The sequence below is a fragment of the Verrucomicrobiales bacterium genome, assembly GCA_016793885.1.
Taxonomy (GTDB): Bacteria; Verrucomicrobiota; Verrucomicrobiia; order Limisphaerales; family UBA11320; genus UBA11320.
Genome location: JAEUHE010000042.1, coordinates 269,428 through 291,594, shown reverse-complemented (window position 1 = coordinate 291,594; position 22,167 = coordinate 269,428). Strand labels below are relative to the sequence as shown.

Below are 22,167 nucleotides of genomic sequence, written 5' to 3'. Positions count from 1 at the left end.
TGGCGGCAAGCCATCGTGTTGGCGCAGCTGCGGGTTGAAAGCAGATCCCCATCATACGATGTCGAGTTGCAGAACGCCCTACCTATTCAACCGATCATGCAGAACGCCAGCCGCTGGCGCCGAACCGGCTCATCGGCCGCCCGCGGTTAAAACATTCTCGGACGTCGGAAGACCCTTTCGTATAAGCCGTTGGGGGCAGCGGATATCGGAGGACAAAACTTTCTTAGCTGCGGACCCGGACATGGCGCGGTTCTTTCTCGAACTTTATGGCCAAGCGTTCGGAGGCATCTTTCACCCCGCACTGCTCCCTTAACTTGGAAGAACAACCGTCGTATTCGACCGTCAGAGAACACCTATTATGCACTACCGCTTTCTTCAAGCAAAGTGGCCCTTCATCGCCCTCCTGGCGGGATTAGTGCGCGTGACAGAGGCGCGAGCTCAAATTAATCCAGCAGGCGACGCCGCACGCGGAGACCCGCTGTTTCAGACAAGCTGTGCGCTCTGTCATAGCTCGACCCTAGGGCCGGATCAGACCGTGATCATCAAGCTGGGGCCCACATTGGTGGGAGTGATGGGACGGAGGGCTGGAACGAGTCCACACTTCGGATTCACGCAGGTTCTCCAGGATTCAGGATTGGTCTGGAACGCGGAGGCGCTGAATTCCTACCTGAGCGATCCTGAAACTGCTGTTCCCGGCACGACGATGTTAACCAAGGTCGCAGACGCGGCTGACCGTGCCGATGTCATCGCTTACTTGGCGACACTGAAAGTGCCGGAGGGCCTGGATCTCGATAAGCTACCGACTGTGACGGGTCCCGACCCGGATGACTGGCAGCGAGCCTCGCCGGGTGATCAGCATTACATCACGGTGGCGGATTTACCGGCGCCCTTTGCCACTCCATCAGCGGGCAATCCTCCCAGTGTCGTACGTCAACCCGCGAACGCCGTCTTGTCCGTTCCGGCCGGGTTTACCGTAAAACTGTTCGCTTCTGGCCTCAATAACCCTCGCATCATCAGGGTGGCGCCCAACGGGGACATTTTCGTTTCAGAGACGGCACAAAACCGAATTCGAGTCCTGCGGTCCACTGAGGGTGCCGACAAACCGTCTACCAACCGAGTTTTTGCGCAAGGGCTGAACCGCCCCTTTGGCACTGCGTTCTACCCGCCAGGTAACAACCCTCGCTGGCTCTATGTCGCACTGAACAACTCAGTCGTGAGGTTTGCGTATCAAGACGGCGACCTGGTTGCGTCTGGAACCGCCCAGGTAGTGGTTCCGTCCTTGAGCGCCACCACTGGGGGCCACACCACAAGGGATGTCGCCTTTTCCCAGGACGGCACCAGGATGTTTATCTCCGTGGGATCGGCCTCCAACGTTGGGGAACAGATGGGCCGTAAGACAGCCGCTGAAGTTGCGGCATGGGAAGCGGCACATGGTTTGGGAGCCGCATGGGGTCCGGAAACCCATCGCGCCAACATCCTGGTCACCGATCCAGAAGGGAGGGCGCCGCTGCGTCCCTATGCAACGGGAATCCGAAATCCGGTAGGGTTAGCGACCCATCCGGCAACCGGTGATCTTTGGGTGTCCACCAACGAGCGGGATGGACTCGGAGACAACCTCGTTCCCGATTACGTCACGCGCGTTCGGGAAGGAGGCTTCTATGGATGGCCCTGGTATTATATGGGAAATCTTGAGGATCCTCGCCGAAAGGGCGAGCGACCGGACTTAGCCGGGAAGGCGATCGTGCCTGATGTCTTGGAACAGGCCCATTCCGCCTCCTTGCAGATGACATTCTACCCAGTGAACAAGGGTCCAGCCGCCTTTCCTTCCGATTATCACGGCGATGGGTTTGTGGCATTGCACGGTTCATGGAATCGGGCAACGCGAACCGGATATAAGATCGTCCGGATCCCTTTGAATGGGGGGGTGCCTACGGGTCGTTACGATGATTTTCTTACCGGCTTTGTGACCAGCGATCGAAATGTCTGGGGGCGACCGGTTGGTGTTGCGGTGGCACGTGATGGCGCTTTGCTTATGACGGAGGACGCCAACGGAACAATCTGGCGGATCGCCTATGTGAGACCTCGGTTGTCCGCCAGCATTGTCGAAGAAGGCGACCAGAAGTTCCTTATGGTAACGGTTTCCCTTTCTGCCCCCACTCCGGACGTGCGATACACCATAGATGTTTCTTCGGACCTCGTCACCTGGTCCGCCGATCCAGAAATAGTTAAGCTCAGTGAGACGCCCACGCAGCTCGTGTTTCGTGATCATGTGCCCCCTCAAAACGTGACGGCGCGCTTCCTCAGATTGAGGGGGCAATAGTAGAAGATCGTCTTGGCCCGCAAACCCGGATCTGATCGTTGGGGTTACGGTGTGGTCAGATCCGCCGGGGCGAGAACGACGCGAAATCCAAGATCGTTCGGGCCACCATGCTCAAAACGGGTCGCCCAAAAAGCCGAACGCTGGAACTGCCCTGCATTGAGGAAGCTTCCCCCCCGGGCGATGCGATCGCGAAAATGTCCGCCCCAAGGCTGCAGCGGGTCGGTAAGGGCGTGCGCCGGATACGGCTGATCTCCGTCCAGGCACCATTCCATGACGTTGCCATGCATATCGTAGAGTCCCCACGCATTTGGCGCGTAGCTGCCGACGGCGATCGTCTGATCCAGCCGGATACCCGTCGGATTGTGGACCGTGCCGATCCCGGAATGGTATTCCTCGTGGCCGTCGAAATTGCACATACCGGATCGGAGATCCGAGCCCATGCTGAACGGAGTGGAGGATCCGGCCCGACAGGCGTATTCCCACTCGGCCGCGGTCGGCAGGCGGTAAACCCAGCCCCGGGGCAGACGTCCAGCCAGTCGTTCCTCCGCGGTCAGGCGCGCGCAGTAGTTCGTGGCATCGATCCAGCTGACTTGTTCCACCGGGAGGTTCCCGCCGGAAAAGTAGCTAGGACGCGTACCAGCAATGCGGTAATACTCATCCTGCGTCACTTCGAAGCGGCCCATCCAAAACCCGCGCGTGATAAACACGCGGTGGGCAAGCTCGGCCTCCGAGCGCTCCTTTTCATTATTTGGAGAGCCCATCGTAAATTCGCCCGGGGCCACGTAGACCATGTTGGTGATGGGCTGGAACGGTTGTACCGACGCGCGATAGAACCGCCGCGAATCGTCAAGACCCTCCCAATCGACCAGCCAGCTCGCGCCGTTCGAGACCACCACGTTGGTCAGAAATGTCCACGAATTGGAAACGGCGGGATCGTGGCTGAACTCCACCGTGTAGACCGCGGGGGATGGTCCCTCGAGACGCAAGGCTGACACCGGCCTCATCGCCAGTCGCACCGGTGCCGCCAAGTCGGTATCGAGCTCGCGCGCCAGGAAGGTAGCGCTGGTGAGCCTCGCTGCCCCCGTCGAGGCAATGAGGAATGTCGCCGTCCCGTCCTCGGCGTCAGCATCGCCGAGAGCGAGGATCGGCAGGGGTTGATCGTCCTGCCAGTTATCCGGTGTGAATGTGAGCAGGTTCTTGGCGTTGACGATGAGGTCCGGATCTCCGTTCAGGCGTTGCACCGCGACGACGACATTGCTGAGTGGCGCTGCACTGAGGCGTACGCCCACACCAGCGCTCCCCCGTTCGGGCACAGAAACCTCACGACGGGAAAGGATGATAGCAGGGTCCAACCTGGGGCTCTCGGATCGCAAGGTCACCCCCGCAACGATGCCCGAGCCAATCCAAGTGATTGCGGCGGCGTTAGGCGTCGAGCCGTCAGTCAGGCTGTCGCAACGCCAGTACCCGACGAGCCCGGCCTCGGTCCCGGTCAGAGGCGTCCGAAAGTTAGCTGCCAATTCTTCGTCAGATCGAGCGATATTCCAGACGCGCAGCTCATCGATTTCAGCCGCGAGCTGATCCCCAAGTATGGCCGGGGATGAACCGAAGTAATCCAGCGGCAAGGGGATGGTCACCCGCTGGCTGTCGATGAAGGCACCGTTGACGAACAGGGCCGTGCTTCCATCCAAGCCCGCAACGAAGGAGAGGTGGACCCACTGATCGGCAGGGGCCACATAGTCAAAGGTGTAGTCCCCCACCCCGAATTTGGTAAAACCCACGCGTCGTTCGGAGGCAAACTGTTCGAGCTTGAGAGCTCCGGCATCGCCAATGAACAACGGCGCCGACGGCCCACTGGCATCATGGCGGCGCACCCACATTTCGGCCGTCCAGGGCGGCGGGATCGAAGTGCTTTTAAGCACCAGACGGCTATTGACTTCGCCGAAGTGGAGCGACCCGTTGAAGTTATTCTGGGCCGTGAGACTTACGGCGGACAGGAAGCAGAGCAGCAGACAGCAAAGGTGCAGGCGTATTAACTGTTTCATAGGCAGTGGTGCCGGGCGATTCCACCCAAAGCGATGTTACTGTCTTCTGAAGCGCGGCGCGGAGGTTGTTGCAGAAAATCGTATACCTACACTCCCCAACACAAACGAGCGACCTGAGGTGTATTCCAAGCTCAGGAGGAAAAGAATTTCGAACAAGGTTGGAATAAATAGCTCGGGTGGAAGCTCTCAGTGTTAAGCGCATGCTCATTAAGGCTCGCCTGATCAACTAACACTATGAAAAAGCATTCTCACGCATGGGCTTCGGCCCTTCTCGGACTCTCCGCAATGTCCAGCCAAGCTGCAACGACGACCGTTAGGGTTACCGTTGAAAACATTGCCCCCGCCAACAGTGTCTCGTTTGCGCCGTTCCGACTTGGTTTCGGCAACGGAACGTTCGACGCTTTCAACTCCGGTTTTGCAGCAACGCCTGCGATCGTCTCGATTGCAGAAGGGGGAAGTGGCAACGTCTGGATCCCTGAGTTTCTAGCGGCCGAGCCCAACGCCGTCATTGGCGCGGTGGGAGGTCCTGAGACTCCAGGCAGCGTCTTCTCGGCTGACTTCGAAGTCGATGGTGCTATCAATCGCTACTTCACGTATGCCGCAATGGTGGTCCCGAGTAACGATCTGTTCATTGGCAATGACAATCCTGTGGGAACTCAACTCTTCGACGAAATGGGCGCGTTTACTTCACGAACCTTCACTCTTCAAGCCGGGGCGATTTGGGACGCCGGGTCCGAGCAGGCCATCGCCGCCAATGCCGCCTTCCTGGTGGGTTCAGTGAATGGTGACCGCGTTGACGAAAACAGCACGGTCTCGTTCGAGTTCTCAGAGTTGGCGGCCTACAACGGGCTCACCACGGCCGCGGGATACGTCTTTGATTCTTCGTCGCTCAATGCCAACACGGATATACTGCGGGTTACCATAACCTCCGTTCCGGAGCCTTCCTCGGCTGTCATCGCTTTGGCTGGCCTGGGCGGCCTGATCCCACTATTGCGTCGTCGCCGTCACTAGTCGGCGGAGGCTGAATCCGCGTAGCCCGTCGAGGTCACCTTCTACGGGCTACCCGGATAGCGGCATCTGAGGCACGGCGTGGACGAAGCAGTTCGGTCCCGCCAGCTCGGAAGTTCACAACGACGTTGTCGGCTCGGGGCCGAAGGAGGTCAAGCCGGCGAAGGACCGCGACGCCGCGTTGGCGTTGCTCTCCGCCAAGCAGCACGCCGATGGTGGCTGGAGCATCCGCGACATGTCCGCGGTTGAGATCCCCCTCCGGGGATATTGAAAAGCTGTAGAGGGCTCTGACGATATGGAGTTGATCGCGAAGCGGCCCGATGAGGTTTATAGTTCCATTGTCCGGCAGACCTCTGCCGCTTTTCAGGCGCCGACGGAGTCGGGATTTCCTCATGCACGGATGCGCCTTTCCGCGCAAAACATCACACCTGGGTAAAAACGGCGCTCCGCCCACTCACGGAAGTACGCGAACAAGTCAGGGGACTTTGTCCGAGGAAGCGCGGAGATCCAGGCACACGATCGAGCCTCGGGCGTTCCTGCAGTAGAGCAGACCGTTTGCTAACGAGGGCTGCGTCCAGCATTTGCCTCCTAGAACCTGAGCCCGAGCCACGATCTTCCCACTTTCAGGGGTTACCCGGATCACTTGAATTTCACCGGAGTCCCGCAGCAAGAGCAGCCTGTCACCGGCGAGAATCCAACTATCCTGACCGAAGCCGTCCAGCGACCAACGGATCTTCCCTGTGGCCAGGTCTACACACCGGAGCTTCTGCTCCCCTTTGCGATAGCCTCCCGAGTCAACCCCATACGCCATTCCATCTCGCACCACGGCCGTTCCGGTGAAGGTCGAAAGATTCTTATTTTTCCAACGTCGCGAGGGTCCCTCTGGGGTGAAATCGAGAAGTTCACCACCATCGTCTCCTGAACTGATGAATACGCTACCATCCCAGATGACCGGATCGGATGAGTGCGTTTCGTATCCACGTCCAAAAGGATGAACCCGGAGCTCCTTACCGGTCGCCGCGTTCACGGTATGAAGCGCCTTGTGCATATGCACCAGGAGGTAGGGCGTTTCTTTCTGCAGCAACAAAGCGGGGGTGGTAAAACTGAACTTGCCCTTAACCTCCGGCTCCGTGCGCCAGAACATTTTGCCCGACTCTGCATCCAACGCCACTAGAGATGGACCCAGGTTGAGATAGACCCTGCCCGCCAGAACGAATGGAGAGCAGGCGATGCCCCAGTCGCTGAGAACCGGACCGACAGTGACTTGCAGGTCGTTCGTCCACAGAACCACGCCGGTGGACGCATTTATCCGAAAGAGCTTCCCCGTTTTACTCGCAACCAAAAGAGTATTGCCGTCAAGGGTGGGAGTGCTGTTGGGCCCTCCCTCATACATTTTGGGGGCCAGAGCCTCTGTATAGCTGAAACTCCACAGGCTTTGCCCGGTCGAAGCATCCAGTCCCCAAATGGTGTCTACACCATTCGAGTTCCCGGCAGTGAAGGCCCGGCCATTCCCAACCACCACCCCAGAAAACCCTATACCGACACTTCCCTTCCACAAGACCTTAGGCCCTTCCGCAGGCCAATCATGAGTCCAGCCCGTTTCGAGCGAGATGCCGTTGTTCCCGATCCCACGTCGCTGCGGCCAATCCTCCGCCTGCAAGGAAGCCGAGGCCCCAACGCCTACAAGGATGCATGTGCACCAAAGTACCAGGGTCTGAAAGGGTGACCGGACCGGGCGAGTCGTGATCGAACGAGGCAAAGTCATACCTCCGGACGGTTGGATCACTCGCCGGCCTCGGTGGTAGGCGATTCCGATCAAGCCGGGGACTCGAGTTAAGGAACCGACGTTTATGACGAACATAGTGAGCAGCAACCTGTACACGAACCACGGACAGGTCAACTGCGGCGAACGCCGCCTCGCTTGAGCATTGCCGGGGAGGTTATCAGATGAACAGGGTCCATCGCATCCCGTAGCCGAGCGCAAATACGCTTCGACAATTCACGGGTAGATGGGTTAAAGTGGCGGATCATGCGGATTAAGTCGTACTGCTCAAATTATCTATCAGGCTGGCTGGTGCCGGGAGTTCTTTCGTTGACTCTGGCTTCTTTTCAAACGGGGACTGCTGACACCGTGACGGTCGCTAAAACCGGCGATGCGGTCGATGGAGGTGGCACCTTGCTTCGATTTTGGACCACTGCGGGTTCCTCGGCGACCACTCCAGTTCTCAATCACCAAGGGGAGATCGTTTTCTTTGCGAAATTAAGCGACACGCCCCCAGACGCGGACGCGGGATTATTCGCCTGGAGTAAAGGGACTTTGACCCGCTTGATCAGCAAAGGAGGACTCACGCCGGATGGTTCAGAAACCCATCTCACTATCGGCCAACCGGGCTTCAACAAATCAGGCGATGTTGTGTTCATCGGAAACGAGACGGCGCCTGGTCAGCAATTCGGACAATACACGGTCTATCGCTTGAGTGCGCTCAATCGTACCGAACTCATTCACGGTCTGGACCCGTTGCCCCAGATAGCAAACAGCACCTTCGGGCAGTTCAATTTTGCGTTCGTCGAGCCTCCGACTCCCAACGCGTCTGGGGACTTCGCAGTATTCGCGAACTGCTTTCCCTTCGGGTCGCAGTTGCCAGGCCTCTTTCGGATCGATGGAACCACCGTGCGAACGGTGGCGATCAGCTTTCTCTCGGATTCCGTGCAAGTCGGCCAAACCAGCTTTACAGGAGACTGGCGACTTGTTGAGGCGCCCGCTCATACACCCATGAACGATGCCGGGACGATCGCCTTCGTGGGCCGCGTTCAATCCCCCAGCACATTTGAGGTTCGAAACGGGATTTGGATTAACCGGAAGGATTCCCCGCAACCCAACGCCGCGGTTGTTCTGGTGGGAGATTCAGTCCCGGATGGAAGCGGGAAGTTCTCCAATTTGAATCTGGCGGATCACAACCTGAATAGCTCCGGCGAATTCAGCTTCAATGCTACCTTAACCGGGACTAGCCAAGGCACTGTCAACAACGCGGGACTGTATCGGGCTCGCCTGGGAGAGGTCACTGAGATCCTGCGCAAGGGACAGTCAGCACCCGGTGGAAATGGAAAAATCACGGCCTCCACCTACGTAGAGAGCAAAATTAATGAGGCCGGACAGGTAGCTTTTGCAACCGTGCTGACAGGCACGAGCGGCGGCACTTCCGATGATGCGGTGATCCTCCGCGGTAGCGGCGGGCCCCTGACCCCAATTGCTCGCGAAAATCAGCTGGCGCCCAACGCAGCCGGCGCCTTGGTCGGCCGGTTTGACGGCATTCCATCGGACATCGCTTTCAACGATGCAGGCCAGGTTGCCTGGGCCACGCCCACAGCGCTCCGGGGATCGGGACTCTTCTCGGTGTTTGGGATCTTCACGGGCGATGGAATCGATCTCATCAGTGTCGCACGAACGGGTGATCCCTGTGAGGGGAGCACCTACCGCAAATTCGATTCAGGCTTCGGAACCCGAGGGCTGAATAATCTTGGACAAGTTGTTTTCAACACCGAACTCGCGGATGGCCGACGAGCCATCCGTCTCTGGACCCCAGATCTGCGCTGGCGAACCCAAGGAAATGGGAGCTGGGAGGTCGCCACCAACTGGACTCTGAGTCTGGCGCCTGCGGCTGTTCACAACGTATTCATTGCCCCCAGCAATACGGTCACCGTCCTCGGCCCGGCAGGCAATACCCAGGTCAAAGCTCTCTACATTGGCGGCGGCACTGGCAACGCGAGCCTGACGCTACAGGCCGGATCCAGCATCGCCGCAACCGATGGCACCACCATCGCGACGAACGGGTCCGTTCTCGGTAACGGCCAACTTCTGGGAAGCGTCACCAACTACGGTGTGATCAGCCCAGGTTCCAGTCCCGGGTCACTCGTCATCCAGGGCGATTGGACCCAGACAGCCACCAGCTCATTTCTGGCTGAGCTCGGCGGGTTGTCTCCCTCTCAATACGATCGGCTCCAAGTGAACGGGAATTTAAACCTGGCGGGCAACCTTCAGGTGAACCTCTTGAACGGCCACACGCTCAACACCGGAGAGTCCTACGTTATCGCTGCGGTCAGTGGAACCCGCACGGGAACATTCAGCGGTCTCAATGAAGGTGCGCGCATCGGCACCTTTGGCGGAACCGACCTGTTCATCACTTACGCTGGAGGGGACGGCAACGACATTGCCCTTTTCACGCAAGGACCAGGCCAGCCCAATCCATCGCTGATCTACCTGCCAGGCGGCCCCACCGTCAACGTTCTCTTCTATGGAGTGCCAGGGCAGCAGTATCTACTGCAACGCAGTGTCGATCTTCAAAACTGGATCACTCTCCAGCCCTTGATTGCTGCACCGGATGGCAAACTGAGTTACACCGATCCGAATCCTCCGGCCAACGGAGCGTTCTACCGCGTCACGAGTCCTTGACGAGGGGTTGAGACGGCTCGCTCGATGAGGAGCCGTTTAGCATAAAACCGAGGCAGGAAGGGGAGCAGTGCCAAATTCGAGCGAGACCGCGATACCGTCGTCTCGACGCGGGAGCACGTTCGGCCAGCCTACTTTCGTTCCGAAGGCACAGGAATTTCGAAGGTCAGCCGAGTGCCCTGGGAGGGGGCTGAGTCGCAGAGAAAGCTTCCACGGAGTATCCGAACCCGTTCACTGAGGCTCGCCAAACCGCAACCACGCGCACCGTCTCGGTTGCTCGTCGCGCGCCGATAATCGAACCCCCGACCATCGTCGTCGATCCGGATGCGCACCTGGTTGGCCACCCGAGCGATCGAAAAACTGACGGTGGCTGCCTCTGAGTGTTTAAGGATGTTGTTGAAGCTCTCCTGAACGATCCGGAAGATGTTAATCTCTCCCTCCGGCGAGAACAATCCATCGATGTCCGCAAACTGGCTCTCCACGCGCAGCGACCCAGAATCGGCAACCTTGGTAACCACGGATTCGAGAGCCTTGGTAAGCCCCAGCCGGTCCAGCTGATAGGGACGCAAGTTGTGGGAGATTTCACGAACCTCGGTGAGAGACTGGGAGACCGATTGGGAGATCTCGTCCAACTGCAGGGCCGACTCTGCGGGCATTTTCCGTTGTGCCAGGTACAGCTGATTCTTAATGATCAGGAGGTTCTGTCCCAGGCTATCGTGCAACTCGGCGGCGATGCGCTTGCGCTCGGCTTCTTGAGAGACCAGAAGCTGGCGAGAAAGCGCTTCCTGCGAGCGCCGTCGGCGCTCAGCGATCCAGCCGCGACGCAATCGCGTGATCACCCAGATGAGCACCAATGCGCAACCGCCATACAACCAGGCGCGCTTGTGAGGATAGCGATGCCACCAAAGCCGGAAATCCTTGGGCACCAAAACAGGCGCTGGCCCCGCCAGTGCCTTGAGTAGATCAGTCGGACGGCTCAATTCATACCGATACAACTCCAGCGGATACACGGGCGCGAGCTGCCCCGCCAAGCGAAGCCGCGCGCGGTCTCCACCACGCGGGGATGACATATGGAACGCCTTGGCGGGATTCCAGGCCAGCCATTCACCGTTCGCGAAGAGAACGCGCTGGAACAGAATTTCCCCGGAATCCATGTCTACGTGAATCACTAAATCATCCCGCGGCGCATACACCAACACGGGCCGTTTGGGATGAAATGCCAGGGGCAGATGATGCGAAGTGACATTGGTAAAGCGGCGCAGCTCCCTGCCTGATTCGAACTCCCACAAGGCGACAGTTCGATCCGCACTGGCGCTGGCAAGGAACCGTCCATCGGCGCTGATCGCCAAGGATTGCACGGGGCGATGATGGGCATGCCATTCGCGTGCCACCAGGAGAGCATTCGTATCCAATACGCGCAACGTGCCATCGGCCATCCCAGCAATAAGCCATCTCGACTCAGATGAAAAGACCACCACCTCAGGCAGCACCGTGTTGGTCGCCGTGCGCAAACAGTCACCGCTCGCCGTGCTCCAGAGTTTCAGGCTGCCGTCCAAACTCGCGCTCGCCAGCAAATCAACTCCCGGGTTAAACGCCACCGAGCGGACGCTGGCGACATGGCCGGTTAGCACGAGTCTGGGCCACGCATCGTGCGATTCCCAAAGCTTGATGGAATAGTCGAGACTGGCGCTGGCGGTCGGTCCAGGCGCGGTCGCCATCAGATTCTCGGTTCCTCCCACGGCAATTGCCCCCATCGTATCCACTCGATCGAACGCAGCCTTATTCGCCGACAACGTGCCCCGGTGCATATCCCACACGCGAACGGTGCGATCGACGCTGCCCGAGAAGAGCCAACGACTGTCCTCCCCGAAAACAACCACCTGAACCGCCTCTTCATGCCCATCCAGCTCATGGAGAAACCGTCCATCCTCGGCGTCCCAGGTCCGCACACGCCCATCGGCCGTGGAGATGGCCTCGAAGCGACCGTCCCGGCTGAACGCCACGCTGGTCACGGGGGTGTTCGGGGCACGACGCGGAAAGATCCGCTTGATCGTCCCGTTATGAGCATTCCATAAGCGGATGCTCGAGTCCGAGGAACCCGTGGCGATCTCCTGACCATCGGGAGAAAAATTGATGTGCATGGTGTTGTCCTCGTGACCGAGGAGTTGGCTGACCATCCGCCCTGTCTCCGTGGACCACACGGTATTGGTGACGGCCCCGGCAGCCGCCAGCAGCGCCCCATCGGGGCTGAAGTCGATATCGAGAATCTGCTCCTTCTCAGGAGCCATCAGCCGATGCAGCACACGGCCCGAAGGGAGTTCCCAGACGATCAATAGTCCGTCCAATCCACCGGCGGCCAGCCGGGAGCCATCGTTCGCCACCGCGACTCCGCTCATCACCACGCCTGAATCCAGCGTCAGCCCGGGAGCCCCGGTGGCCGCATCCCAGAAGACAACCGATTTCGAAGCTCCACGTCGAAGCAGAGTGACGATGGACTTTCCATCCGGCGTGAACACCACGTCGGACACGGAACCATCGGTCGATAAAGTTCGTGACACGGCACCGCTAGCCACGTCCCAGACGCTCATTTTGCCATCGTAGCTGGCTGGCACCAATAGGCGGCTATCCGGACTGAAGGCTATCCGGCGCACCCAATCGCCAACGTGATTGGTGAGCAGGTGTGCCAGTCGACCTGCATCATAATCCCACAACTTGACCGTTCCCTCGGTGCCCGCGGACGCGAGCCATTTTCCATCCGGACTGAAAACCAATCCCATGACCCGCTCCGGATGACCGGGCAAGGCACGTACCAAATCCCCCGTCGCCCGATCCCACAAGCGGATGTCGTCCGCCGGGCCCGCTGACGCGATAATGCGTCCATCGGGGCTGTAGGCCACCGCTCCGACCTCCCCGTAGTGGCCGCGCTGGAGAACAATTTCGGGGGTGGAGTCGCCGAGGAGGGAACGACCACTGGATAAGAGTCCGAACGCCGCAAAAAAAGCCCACATGGCAAAGCGGCAGCGCGAACGTTGACGAGACTGTTTATTCTTAGAATAAATGGTAGCTAAGAATACCAAGCCTTGCAGAACTCTGTCCATCCTACACGTAGTGGTAGGCGGATTGAGGCGTGATTAGAAGCGGGTGACATTCCACGCACGACCCGAGCTTCGGGCTCCATCCTTACCCCCGTCGTGAGCACGAAAACGGCGGAGGGGATAAGCTGTTAACCATCCCCGACCGAGTAGACCTAGTCGCTCAGCGCGCGGCTTTTACGGTTGAATCCGCAGCCGATAAAAGCGTGCCTTACCGCCCACGGTTTCGTGCAGAGGACTCGCGGCATTTTGAATCGTAGTCCACCGAGCGCCAGGGAGCACCTCGGTATACTCCAGAGCTGCCCCAGGCGAATTCCAAGTGAGCATCACTTGTCCAGGGGCCATCGGGACGATTCGCAGCTCCGGAGCCACTAGCCCGGTGATTTCAAAGTGCAGCGAAGGAGCATCGCCGGTGACCCCCGAGTTGTCGGTCGCACGAGCGATGGCCATGTAGTGGCCCGGGTTGAGTCCGCGGACTTCCACCCCATAGGGTGGCTTCGTTGAAGACCCGACCAGTTTAAAATCGTCTTCGACGGCGAATCCGTGGCCCGTGCGCACCAAGAAGTCTACTTGGGCGATACTTCCCCCACGATCCTCAGCATTCGCCCCTAACGTAACGGGCTCGCTTGCCAGAAAACGTTGATACTGTTGCGGTGTCGAGAATTCCACGATGGGCGCAAGATTCTGTTCGATGATGACATCGACCACCTCCTCAGCCGTCAGTCCATCGTCGTCGGTGGCGAAGGCAGCCACCCGATGCCGGCCAATCTTCAATCCACTGAGTTCCGTCCGATACGGTGGGGCTGTGGCTGTCCCGACCAGCTCGCCGTCGACGGTGAATCGGACCGACGCGATCTTGCCATCCGTGTCCATAGCGTCGGCCGATACCCCGATGGTTTCAGTCGGGAGAAAACGTTCGCCGTTGAGAGGTCTACGAATCCGCACTTCCGGGGGGACTGACCGCGCGGCGAGGTTGGCGCAGAATTCCAGATCGAAGTAGAGGTCCGTGTCCGCTTTGCTCGCCGCATGCACTTCCGCAGCGATGATATTCTCGCCTTCCACCAAAAGCGTTCGGGCAGTCTCGATAGGGATCTGCAGGAAGATCTCGCCCGCGATACCCGTGACCTCATTCAGAGCCGGAGTTTCGGGTGAGATCTCTCCTTGAGGCAGATTGCGCCTCATCACTTCACGTCCATTGAGGTAGACAACCACTCCGTCGCTTGCCCGTAGCCGCAGCCAGGTGTCGCGCGTAATCCCGACTCCTCGAGTCTGGAAGGACCTGCGGAAGTAGGCGGCGAGCCCGCCTTCACCTCGACCGACCGGCCGAATGGTCGTGGTCTGGTCGCCTCCGTATCCCAGCCCCGCCTGCCGCAGGGCCCATTTGGAGTCATCGTATTTGGCGGAGGTCCATTGCTTGTCCGCAATTTGGCCTCCGTCGAGATACCGCCAATCCGCTCCACGCTTCACGAACGTAAGCTTGCTGATGTCGATTTGGAACCGAACTCCTCCCACGAAGCCATCGGGGTCCTCGGGCGAACCTAATTGCTGGATGTCGAAAGCGATGTCGCGTCCTTCGATCGGCTGATAGTTCGGCCCCAGCTCGAACTGCAGATCGAGTGAAAATGTCTCCTCCCGGTTCATCGGAATACCCGTGATCTCGGCGGTATCTCCAAACAGCTGAAACCGATTTTCGCCTATCAGCTCGATTCCTTTAAGTCCGCCCCCAGCTTGACGCCACCGCGCAAAGATTTCCTTAGGCAATTGAAAAAATGGACGGCCGAAGTCGCTGAACTTGGGAGCGAAGGTTCCCAGGTTTCGAAAGCGGATGGTCGCGAGATTGAATTTTTCGTGAATATTGCGAACCAAAAGCGATGACAGGGCCATGGCGCCCGGGAAGTTGTCCACCACGGTGAGATTCTTCCAAGCGATGTTGTTGTTGTTGCACGTATTGACCCCCACATCCGGCCCTTCCACCGTGGTCATCCCAAAGGGGGCATTCGTCGAAGTCTCTATGCGAGCCAAGAGGCAGTGATGGCCGGGATCCCCGAAACAAGCATAGTCGCCTGGATTTGGAGGATACCACGGGATCTCTAGCACGACCGCCTGGCCGGGAGCCAAGATGGGAATGCGCAAAGGTGCCACGTCATAGATAGGGGGTGCCACGATCGAGCGGTGCTTCGCGTTCTTATTAACGATATATCCGTCCCCCGCTGTCCAGGGACGAATGGGCGCGTTCACCAAAGTATCGTTGTTCAGCACGCTGGATCCATCCCAGGGGGGGAGATTGTTGTTGATCACGGAGATTCCGCCGTCGGCACCATAAACGGCACTCGGATCGAGCCGTGCGCCCGTGAGGTCACTTCGTTGCCATTGGGCGAACAGGCGGTCGGCGTCGGCGTGAATCAAAAAGAACCAGGGGTCCTCGGCGGCGCCATTGAATCCGTTTTGATCACCTCCGATACGCAGGTGCGCGCGCCCATGGGCCGTGCTCTCCATGTTATTTCTCAGGCCGGAGGCGCCACTGTAGGAGGCAGGCGTCAAGATCGATGCGTCGCTCGCCGGTATTGCTCCACCGGCCCAGTTGAAAGCTCGGGTGATCGCACCATCCAGCGGAGCTGCCAGGGAACCAAAGGGCGCGCCCACGGAGGCGCCTCCTCCAGCTCCGGAGACACCCATGAAGGTGGTGGTGAAATAGTTGAATCCTCCGCCGGGTCCGGACGGGTTGACGGTCCAGTCCCAATACAGCAACGTGACCAGCGGATTGGCTTCGCGCAGCAGCAGTTCGTATCGATTGACATATTCGCGATGCCAGGGAAGGAAGGGCGCGGCAAAGTGAGCAATCCCCGCCGGGGCCGACTCGTGAATCTGATCCTGTTTGTGCCAATAACTTCGATCCGGGAACTGATAGGCAGGCGTGGTGCCGATGGCAATGATGGCATCGCGGTAAGCTTCCCGTTCAGCCGGGGTAGCGGTCGCTGCATTCTTGCGCGGCTTGGTGATTTCCATGCCAAAGACACGGGCATTACACCCCGGCATCGTTGTCGCGTAGTCCACCCACTGGGCTGGCCAACTCAAGCCGGTGGAGGCCTTCGCCCAGTAAACCCGAAGTCGTTCATTGCCCGTGGACGCTGCTCCACCTCGGTTCCGAACCCGGACATAAATGTAGTTGGGAGTGCTGTATTTGGGATCTCGATACTCCGGATTCTGATGAGCGGCCGGGGTCCAGGGAGGCGAGGCGGCATTGAACGGATAAGGTTGCCAGGCTGGATCGGGGTTCGTTCGCACCCAAATATCCTCGCTCACGTACATATCCCCCCCGGCGCAGGGTTCTGCTCCTGTGTCGGACGGGGTATCGCGAATGTAGAGATCGCTTTGTGCCCACAGCGAACCGCAGGCGAAAACTCCAGCACCGAGAGCCGCCAAACGTATCATGGCAACCAGGGATCTCGTGTCCTGACCGAGGGAGGTGGCTTTTATCTTCATAGGATGGACGTCCATGTTAAGGGTGGAGGCTTCAGAGCGCGCACGCACTACCCAGCGCTCAGCGCCGAAACGATCCCGCAGCAGTGGTGTGCCGCATACCGATCGGAAAGAGACGTTTTTGTTTGTGGAACTAACCTTCGTATATAGAACCCAATCGCGAATAGTCAAGCGGTTTTAATACATTTAATTACCATCTCTTATATCAGTTCTCGAGCGGTCGCGACTTCCCCTCCAGTTGAGCGTTCCCTTCACCTTTCCCGTAATATTCGCGAGCCAAAATCGATGAATTGGAGTAAGAATGGACCCTGGCTAGGTTGTACTGTTTTGAAAAGCCGTCGTTCCCTATGACAACAAATCGATGGATGGTGCTGTCGCTCCTCATGGCGTCCAGCGTTTCGGCGCGCGCGGAGAAAGTCTATTTCTCGTGGTGGGATGGCCGCTTCGCGGTTCCCGGCCTCTACTCGGCAGCCGCCGGGGGCTATAGCCGGGATGCTCGTCTTCCCGATGAGCCTGAGATTCGCGAAGCCCATAACGATTCAAGCACCAAAACCAACAGGGAGCTGGCTCGCGTGCTGGTCGTGGCTCCCAATAGTGACGTCATAGGGCCGGATCCCTATACCGCGAAAGCCCAAACGGACTTCGGCCAGAATCACGCCCAGACTCAGACATTCCTGACCGGATTTGGGGAGACCGAAGACCGACAATTCTTCGACCGACGAAGCCACTCCATGATCGCGGAGTCCATCTGGAGCGATCAATGGACCTTCACCGGCTCCGGTCTAGGTTCGGCGGCGGTCACCTTGGCGGTGAGTTTCGAAGTGGACATCAGCGGATCCCCCTGCACCACGGGATTTTGCGGACAGGTGGGAAACCCTCTTTTTACGCGTCAGGGGCTGCACGCTTGGTGGTACCGCCTCTATGGTTCCGTTCGCATTTTTGATCTCGACGTCATCGATCAACTCGTTCGACCCGACAGTGACTACACCGACGACGTGCCTAGGGAGGTGGGCGCTTTCGAGGTCTTCCAACAAGGCTCAAATATCGCCAGAGACTCCTTCGGCCCTCTCGAACCCTATCCCGATGTCGCCAACTCCCGCCTCACGCCAATTCGCAAAGCAGGCTCTGCGTCCTTCGTCCCCGTGGCGAACCATCGGTATGCCGTGGTGGGTCATATCCATGTTCAATCGAGGGACGGCGCGGATGTGGATGCAGGGCACACCCTCGCCGTGAAGCATGTGTTGCTGGAGCCTGGTCTGCGCCTTCACTCCGTCGCCAGCACAAACGGTGCGAACTTCAGAGTGCTTTCCGCCACTCCCCTGACTGCCTCAAGGACCCACGTCGGAGAAATCAACCTGTCGTTTCCGACCATGACCGGCGTCACGTATCACGTGGAAACCCAAAGCGGGCTGGGGTCCGTCACCTGGAGTCTGTTGGCCACTCGGACCGGGAACGGCGCGGTGCAATCGGCGACCGATTCAAATCCTTCCGGTGCGGCACGCTTCTATCGCCTGCGGATTGAGTGAAATGACGAGCCCCCCGGGGCTGAGTGATCATTTTGCCCGATAGAAGGTGGTCGTCGCGGTGTTTGGCACTTGCACACTCCAATCGCCGAGGGAATCGGCGCGACCAGTGGCAATCTCTTGCCAATCGCGCAAGTTCGACGAGGCCTCCACGGCAAAGGACTGCAGCAAGGGTCCGGCGCCTGAGAGAACAATCTCCCGATCGCCATCGAACCGGAGGGAGGTGATCTGGAAGCCGGCAGGGAGCAATTCGTAGGCCCCGATGTCAAGACCGCGGAGTGCGGGCCGGGCCACGCCACGCTGATCCGTCGCGGGAGGATTGTCATCCACAGCCGCATCGACAGCCGGGCTTTCGGCAGCCAGAGCCATCGTGGGGGTGGAACCGCCGTTATCGCCAAGAGGCAACAGGAGCGGATTGGTCGACCGTCGACTTCCTGGGCCTTGAAAGCCCCCGCTGGAGTCGGATGAAATGTTATGTCCGAGATCCACAAACTTACCCACCAGATTCGGACCCTTCGAGGTGTATGCCACGATGGAATTGGCAAGGGTCACAAAGCCTCGCGATACGACAGAACCTCCAGTGGATTCATTGCGAGCGATCGTGCAGAAACGAATCGATGCAGTTCCGTCGGTATAGAAGGCACCGCCGATTTCTATACCTGAGCTTCCACCATCGACGGCAGGCCCTGGAACGGTCGTATTGTTTGCGAGAGTGGTATTCAGCAGCTTGGCCTCGCCCTGTGTCGAAAAGATTCCAGCGCCCCTACCGTCGCCACCGGGGGCGGTGTTGGGTGGAAAACCGAACCCTTCCCGTATCGAGCCAGATCCTCCTATGGCTATGTTCCCGATCAGGGCGGACTGCTCCACGAGCAACTGTTCATCATTGTAAATACCTGCCCCTTCCGCATCGCCTCCACCAGGTCCCGAAGGTCGAGTACTGGCTACCCCACCGGTGACCTTATTGTTTTGAATCAGACAGCGCGTCACGATGGAAGTGGAGGTATTGAACAGAGCGCCACCCTGAGCGAAGGACGAGGTTCCCCCATGGGGATTCCCATATCCCGGAAACGCCTCGTTGTCCTTCAGGTTGCTGTTTTGCAACACAAGTTGTCCTCCTCCGCAAAAGACCGCGCCCCCTTGCGCTACGCCGCCAAACGCACCACGACCAGAGTTTCCGCCATTGGCAACGTTCCCGTTCAAATTGGCCCCTTGGATCAGAACACTACAATCGCCGCTCATGGCGATGGCACCCCCGCGACCCAACCCTCCACTGCCGCTGGACAAGAACGCGAACCCTCCGTTACCGCCGAAGGCGATACACCCCAGGAAATCGGAATCCACGACAGTGAGTTGTGCGCCGTTGAGATAGACAGAGCCGCCCGCACCAGCTCCACCAGAACCTGGAGAGAATCCCCCGCTTGCATCCCCGCCCGCCCCGCCCCGCGCGTTGTTGAGACTGAAATCGCAGTTGGTCAAGCTGAGCCATCCAGCTTCACTGTAGATGGCTCCGCCCAAACCATCACCGCCAGGCAACGAGGATCCGCCGGTTCCGCCATCGGCGGTGTTATACATGAACCGGGAGTGACTCGCGGAGACCTTTCCGCGAAGGTTGTAGATGGCCCCGCCAGAGGATTTCAAGCCATTGGATGCCACGGCCACTTGAGCGGAAGCGCGATTGGTGAGAAAGCGACATTGATACACATCGAGAATGCCTGAACTCACCCCGATCGCCCCGCCGTTGGTGGCGGAGTGGCCATCGGATACCGTGAGGCCTCGCAGCGTCAGTTCGCCCTCAGGTCCGACCATGAACAGCTGTGTCTTGTTCTGACCGCTCAACGTGACCGAGTGTCCATTGGCGTCAAGCGTGACGGGCTTAGAAATGGCAATGACCGACGAGAAGGGGACGACGCCATCGCAATCGAATTGGATCAGCCCCCCCTGTTCGATGGCGGCGCGCAAGGCAACCTCATCGCACTGGGTCAGCACTGCGGAATGAAGGATCGTGGGGAAAATGGCCAGACCGATAAGACATAAGCCTACACGGCGTTGCAGTTTTAGATTCATGAAGGTCTCCTCTTTGATGGACTCGAGCCGAGTCCTTTGTCTCTGCCAGGATTTTTGGACGACAAGAGAATCCATAGTCTTCAGGATGATTCAGGGGTTTCCGAAGCGGCTCGTCCACCGGCTCAGGGCGCGAACGCCTCAGTGACGACCCGGCCCTGAACCCATGGTGGAGTGGGAAGTCCGAGGCATCGAAACAGGGTTGGATACTGATCCACCGCCTCGATGGGCTGAGTGCCCAGAGAATGGTTTTTGCGAACTCCGGGTCCGGCCATGACAAAGGGCGTCCACATTCCGGGCTCCTGAGCCGAGAGCACGGCCTGCTTGTATCCGCAAACCAGCGGTGTCGAGAACACGTCAAGGTCAGGAGTCATTTCCTCGGCCCAGCCGTAGCCGGGCCTGTTCGCAATGATCAGGTCGCCGGTACGCTCGGAGTCGAGCCGGAATGACGCCCCTGCATCCTCCCAGTTGGCGACTTTGACGAGCGGCTGAACCCCTTGGTCGTCGGTCAAATCCTGGAGGGCGCGTTTCACCTCGGAACGGAGCTTCTCGTACGCGGGACCGGCCCCACGCTTCCAGTTCCCACTTAGTCCGTCGGGGTGAATGAACACATTGTGCATCTTCAGGTAAATGACCTTGGTTTGCTCCCACTGCACGACGCGTTCCTGGGTTTTGGGATCCGTCACGAACTTGAGCCATCCCTTCTTGGCGAAGAGATTGTTGAGCTTCACCGACACATCAAGGGGGATGGCACCGTGGTCGGAACTAAGCACCACGTAGGTGTTAGTTTCAGTCTCAGCCTTGTCCAGCAAACGACCCAGTATCCTATCCAGGCCGCGATACATCTCCTGGACTTCATTCCAGAGCTGGGCGCGCTGAGCTTCTGTGACCTGGTTATACCGACGACTCTTCGGATCGAGGTAACCCATCCACCAACGGCTGCAGAGCATCTGGTTCGGGGTATAGATGTTCTGAATGAAAACCTGGGGCTGGTAGTGTCGGAGGATGAACTCAGAGGCGGTCTGATGCCATTGCATGGACATCCTGGACTCTTCAAGGAAGGTTTGCTTGTCCTCGGTGTAATAGATGAGCTGAGCGGGAAAGTTGTCGACAAAATCGACCATGGGACCGACCTGCTTGGTGAGCTCATCAGCGATCTCAGGCGGCTCGGTCAGGAACTGGTTGATGTTGTTGTAGAAGAACCGCAGACGGAAGAGGCCGTTGGGTTCGAGGCGAATGAGCTTGATGCGCACGGAAGTGGGAACCTCGCGCTGAAGGGTGCTGTTAGGAATCTGCCATTTGAGAGTGACGGGCAACCAATCGCTCCACGCACCAGAGGTCAGCGTGCACAGTGGGGTAGCACGATCGGAGGACAGTGTCAGACGGTCGTAATTGACTTTCTGATCATCGGAAGAGTCGGAGATGCATCCCCAGAGAGTATTGCCCCAGGCCGTGCAGCTGATCTCAAGTTTAGGTGAATGGGAGAGGATCCCCGACCAACCTTGAGATACGGGTTCCTTTCGGATTCGCTGAGTGAGGGGCGCGCCCAGATAGAAGAGCTTAGCGGAAGTGCGGTCGTGCTGAGCATAATCGGGGTCGGCGTCATCTTGAAAGTTGACGGCATGAAAGTCCGCCCCCCAGCGACCCCAGCGACCGCGGATGGTGATCCCATGACGAAGCTCAGGGGGAGTCGATCCGGGCAAGGAGAGGAGAGTAATGTCGGCCCGGGTGGCTTTCTCCACGGTCAACCAGAATGGCTCGACCTTTTTCGCGATCGAACTGAACCCAGGCACTGAGATCTGGCTGAGCGGGCTGCCCTGGGTGTGCATTGGGCCGTCGTTGACCCCATTGACTTCGGGGTAGGCTCCCGTGAAAAGGGTGGCGAAATTTGCGGGAGTGTGACCGGGAAACGCAGGCCTTGAATAGCCGAAGGTCCCGGAGTTCATCAAACGTTTGAGGTTGGGCATTTTGCCCTCGGAAGCCCAACGATAAACGTCAAACACACCCGGGTCGGCCCGCATGCCGTCGGGAATAAACCAATAGAGCTTGGCGGGCAATGTCGACTTGGATGGGGCGGAGGGTGAGGCCAAGGATTCTGCCGGAAGGCACCTCTGGGCGGTCAAAAGGAGGATCGCAAGCAGAACCCTATCGGCTCTGAATTGACGGAAGGAGTGGGCGCGAGTCATGAGATGAG

Annotated in this window: 10 protein-coding genes; 4 read left to right on the top strand and 6 right to left on the bottom strand. The window is 58.8% G+C overall.

Annotated elements, in window-relative coordinates:
- Positions 1–358: 358 nt before the first annotated feature.
- The gene (locus JNN07_06075) at positions 359–2,320 is read left to right on the top strand and encodes a PQQ-dependent sugar dehydrogenase (GenBank protein MBL9167289.1); all 1,962 of its coding nucleotides are present in this window, start codon (positions 359–361) and stop codon (positions 2,318–2,320) included.
- Between the two features lie 44 nt (positions 2,321–2,364).
- Here JNN07_06075 and JNN07_06070 read toward each other — a convergent pair whose 3' ends face one another.
- Complete coding sequence (locus JNN07_06070; GenBank protein MBL9167288.1) at positions 2,365–4,362, bottom strand: SUMF1/EgtB/PvdO family nonheme iron enzyme; 1,998 nt, start codon at positions 4,360–4,362, stop codon at positions 2,365–2,367.
- A gap of 234 nt (positions 4,363–4,596) precedes the next feature.
- Between JNN07_06070 and JNN07_06065 the strand changes: the two genes are divergently transcribed.
- Positions 4,597–5,373, top strand: a complete 777-nt coding sequence (locus tag JNN07_06065) for a spondin domain-containing protein (GenBank protein ID MBL9167287.1) — start codon at positions 4,597–4,599, stop codon at positions 5,371–5,373.
- Between the two features lie 472 nt (positions 5,374–5,845).
- On the opposite strand, the gene JNN07_06060 is transcribed toward JNN07_06065, so the two are convergent.
- Positions 5,846–7,231 carry a PQQ-binding-like beta-propeller repeat protein gene (locus tag JNN07_06060; GenBank protein MBL9167286.1) on the bottom strand — a complete coding sequence of 462 codons (1,386 nt, stop codon included), beginning with the start codon at positions 7,229–7,231 and terminating at the stop codon, positions 5,846–5,848.
- A 168-nt stretch (positions 7,232–7,399) separates the two neighbouring features.
- On the opposite strand from JNN07_06060, the gene JNN07_06055 reads away from it, so the two are divergent.
- Positions 7,400–9,820, top strand: a complete 2,421-nt coding sequence (locus JNN07_06055) for a hypothetical protein (protein ID MBL9167285.1) — start codon at positions 7,400–7,402, stop codon at positions 9,818–9,820.
- Between the two features lie 128 nt (positions 9,821–9,948).
- Here JNN07_06055 and JNN07_06050 read toward each other — a convergent pair whose 3' ends face one another.
- A complete protein-coding gene (locus JNN07_06050) occupies positions 9,949–12,825 on the bottom strand; it encodes a hypothetical protein (protein MBL9167284.1) in 2,877 nt (958 codons plus the stop codon).
- Between the two features lie 261 nt (positions 12,826–13,086).
- Positions 13,087–16,392, bottom strand: coding sequence for a tyrosinase family protein (locus JNN07_06045; protein MBL9167283.1), 3,306 nt, complete (start codon positions 16,390–16,392; stop codon positions 13,087–13,089).
- A gap of 344 nt (positions 16,393–16,736) precedes the next feature.
- Here JNN07_06045 and JNN07_06040 point away from each other — a divergent pair, with 344 nt between their 5' ends.
- Positions 16,737–17,915 (top strand): hypothetical protein, encoded by a 1,179-nt coding sequence (locus tag JNN07_06040; protein ID MBL9167282.1) that lies wholly within the window; start codon positions 16,737–16,739, stop codon positions 17,913–17,915.
- A 27-nt stretch (positions 17,916–17,942) separates the two neighbouring features.
- On the opposite strand, the gene JNN07_06035 is transcribed toward JNN07_06040, so the two are convergent.
- Positions 17,943–20,051, bottom strand: coding sequence for a hypothetical protein (locus tag JNN07_06035; GenBank protein MBL9167281.1), 2,109 nt, complete (start codon positions 20,049–20,051; stop codon positions 17,943–17,945).
- A gap of 47 nt (positions 20,052–20,098) precedes the next feature.
- The gene (locus JNN07_06030; GenBank protein MBL9167280.1) at positions 20,099–22,159 is read right to left on the bottom strand and encodes an alkaline phosphatase family protein; all 2,061 of its coding nucleotides are present in this window, start codon (positions 22,157–22,159) and stop codon (positions 20,099–20,101) included.
- Between the last annotated feature and the right edge of the window lie 8 nt (positions 22,160–22,167).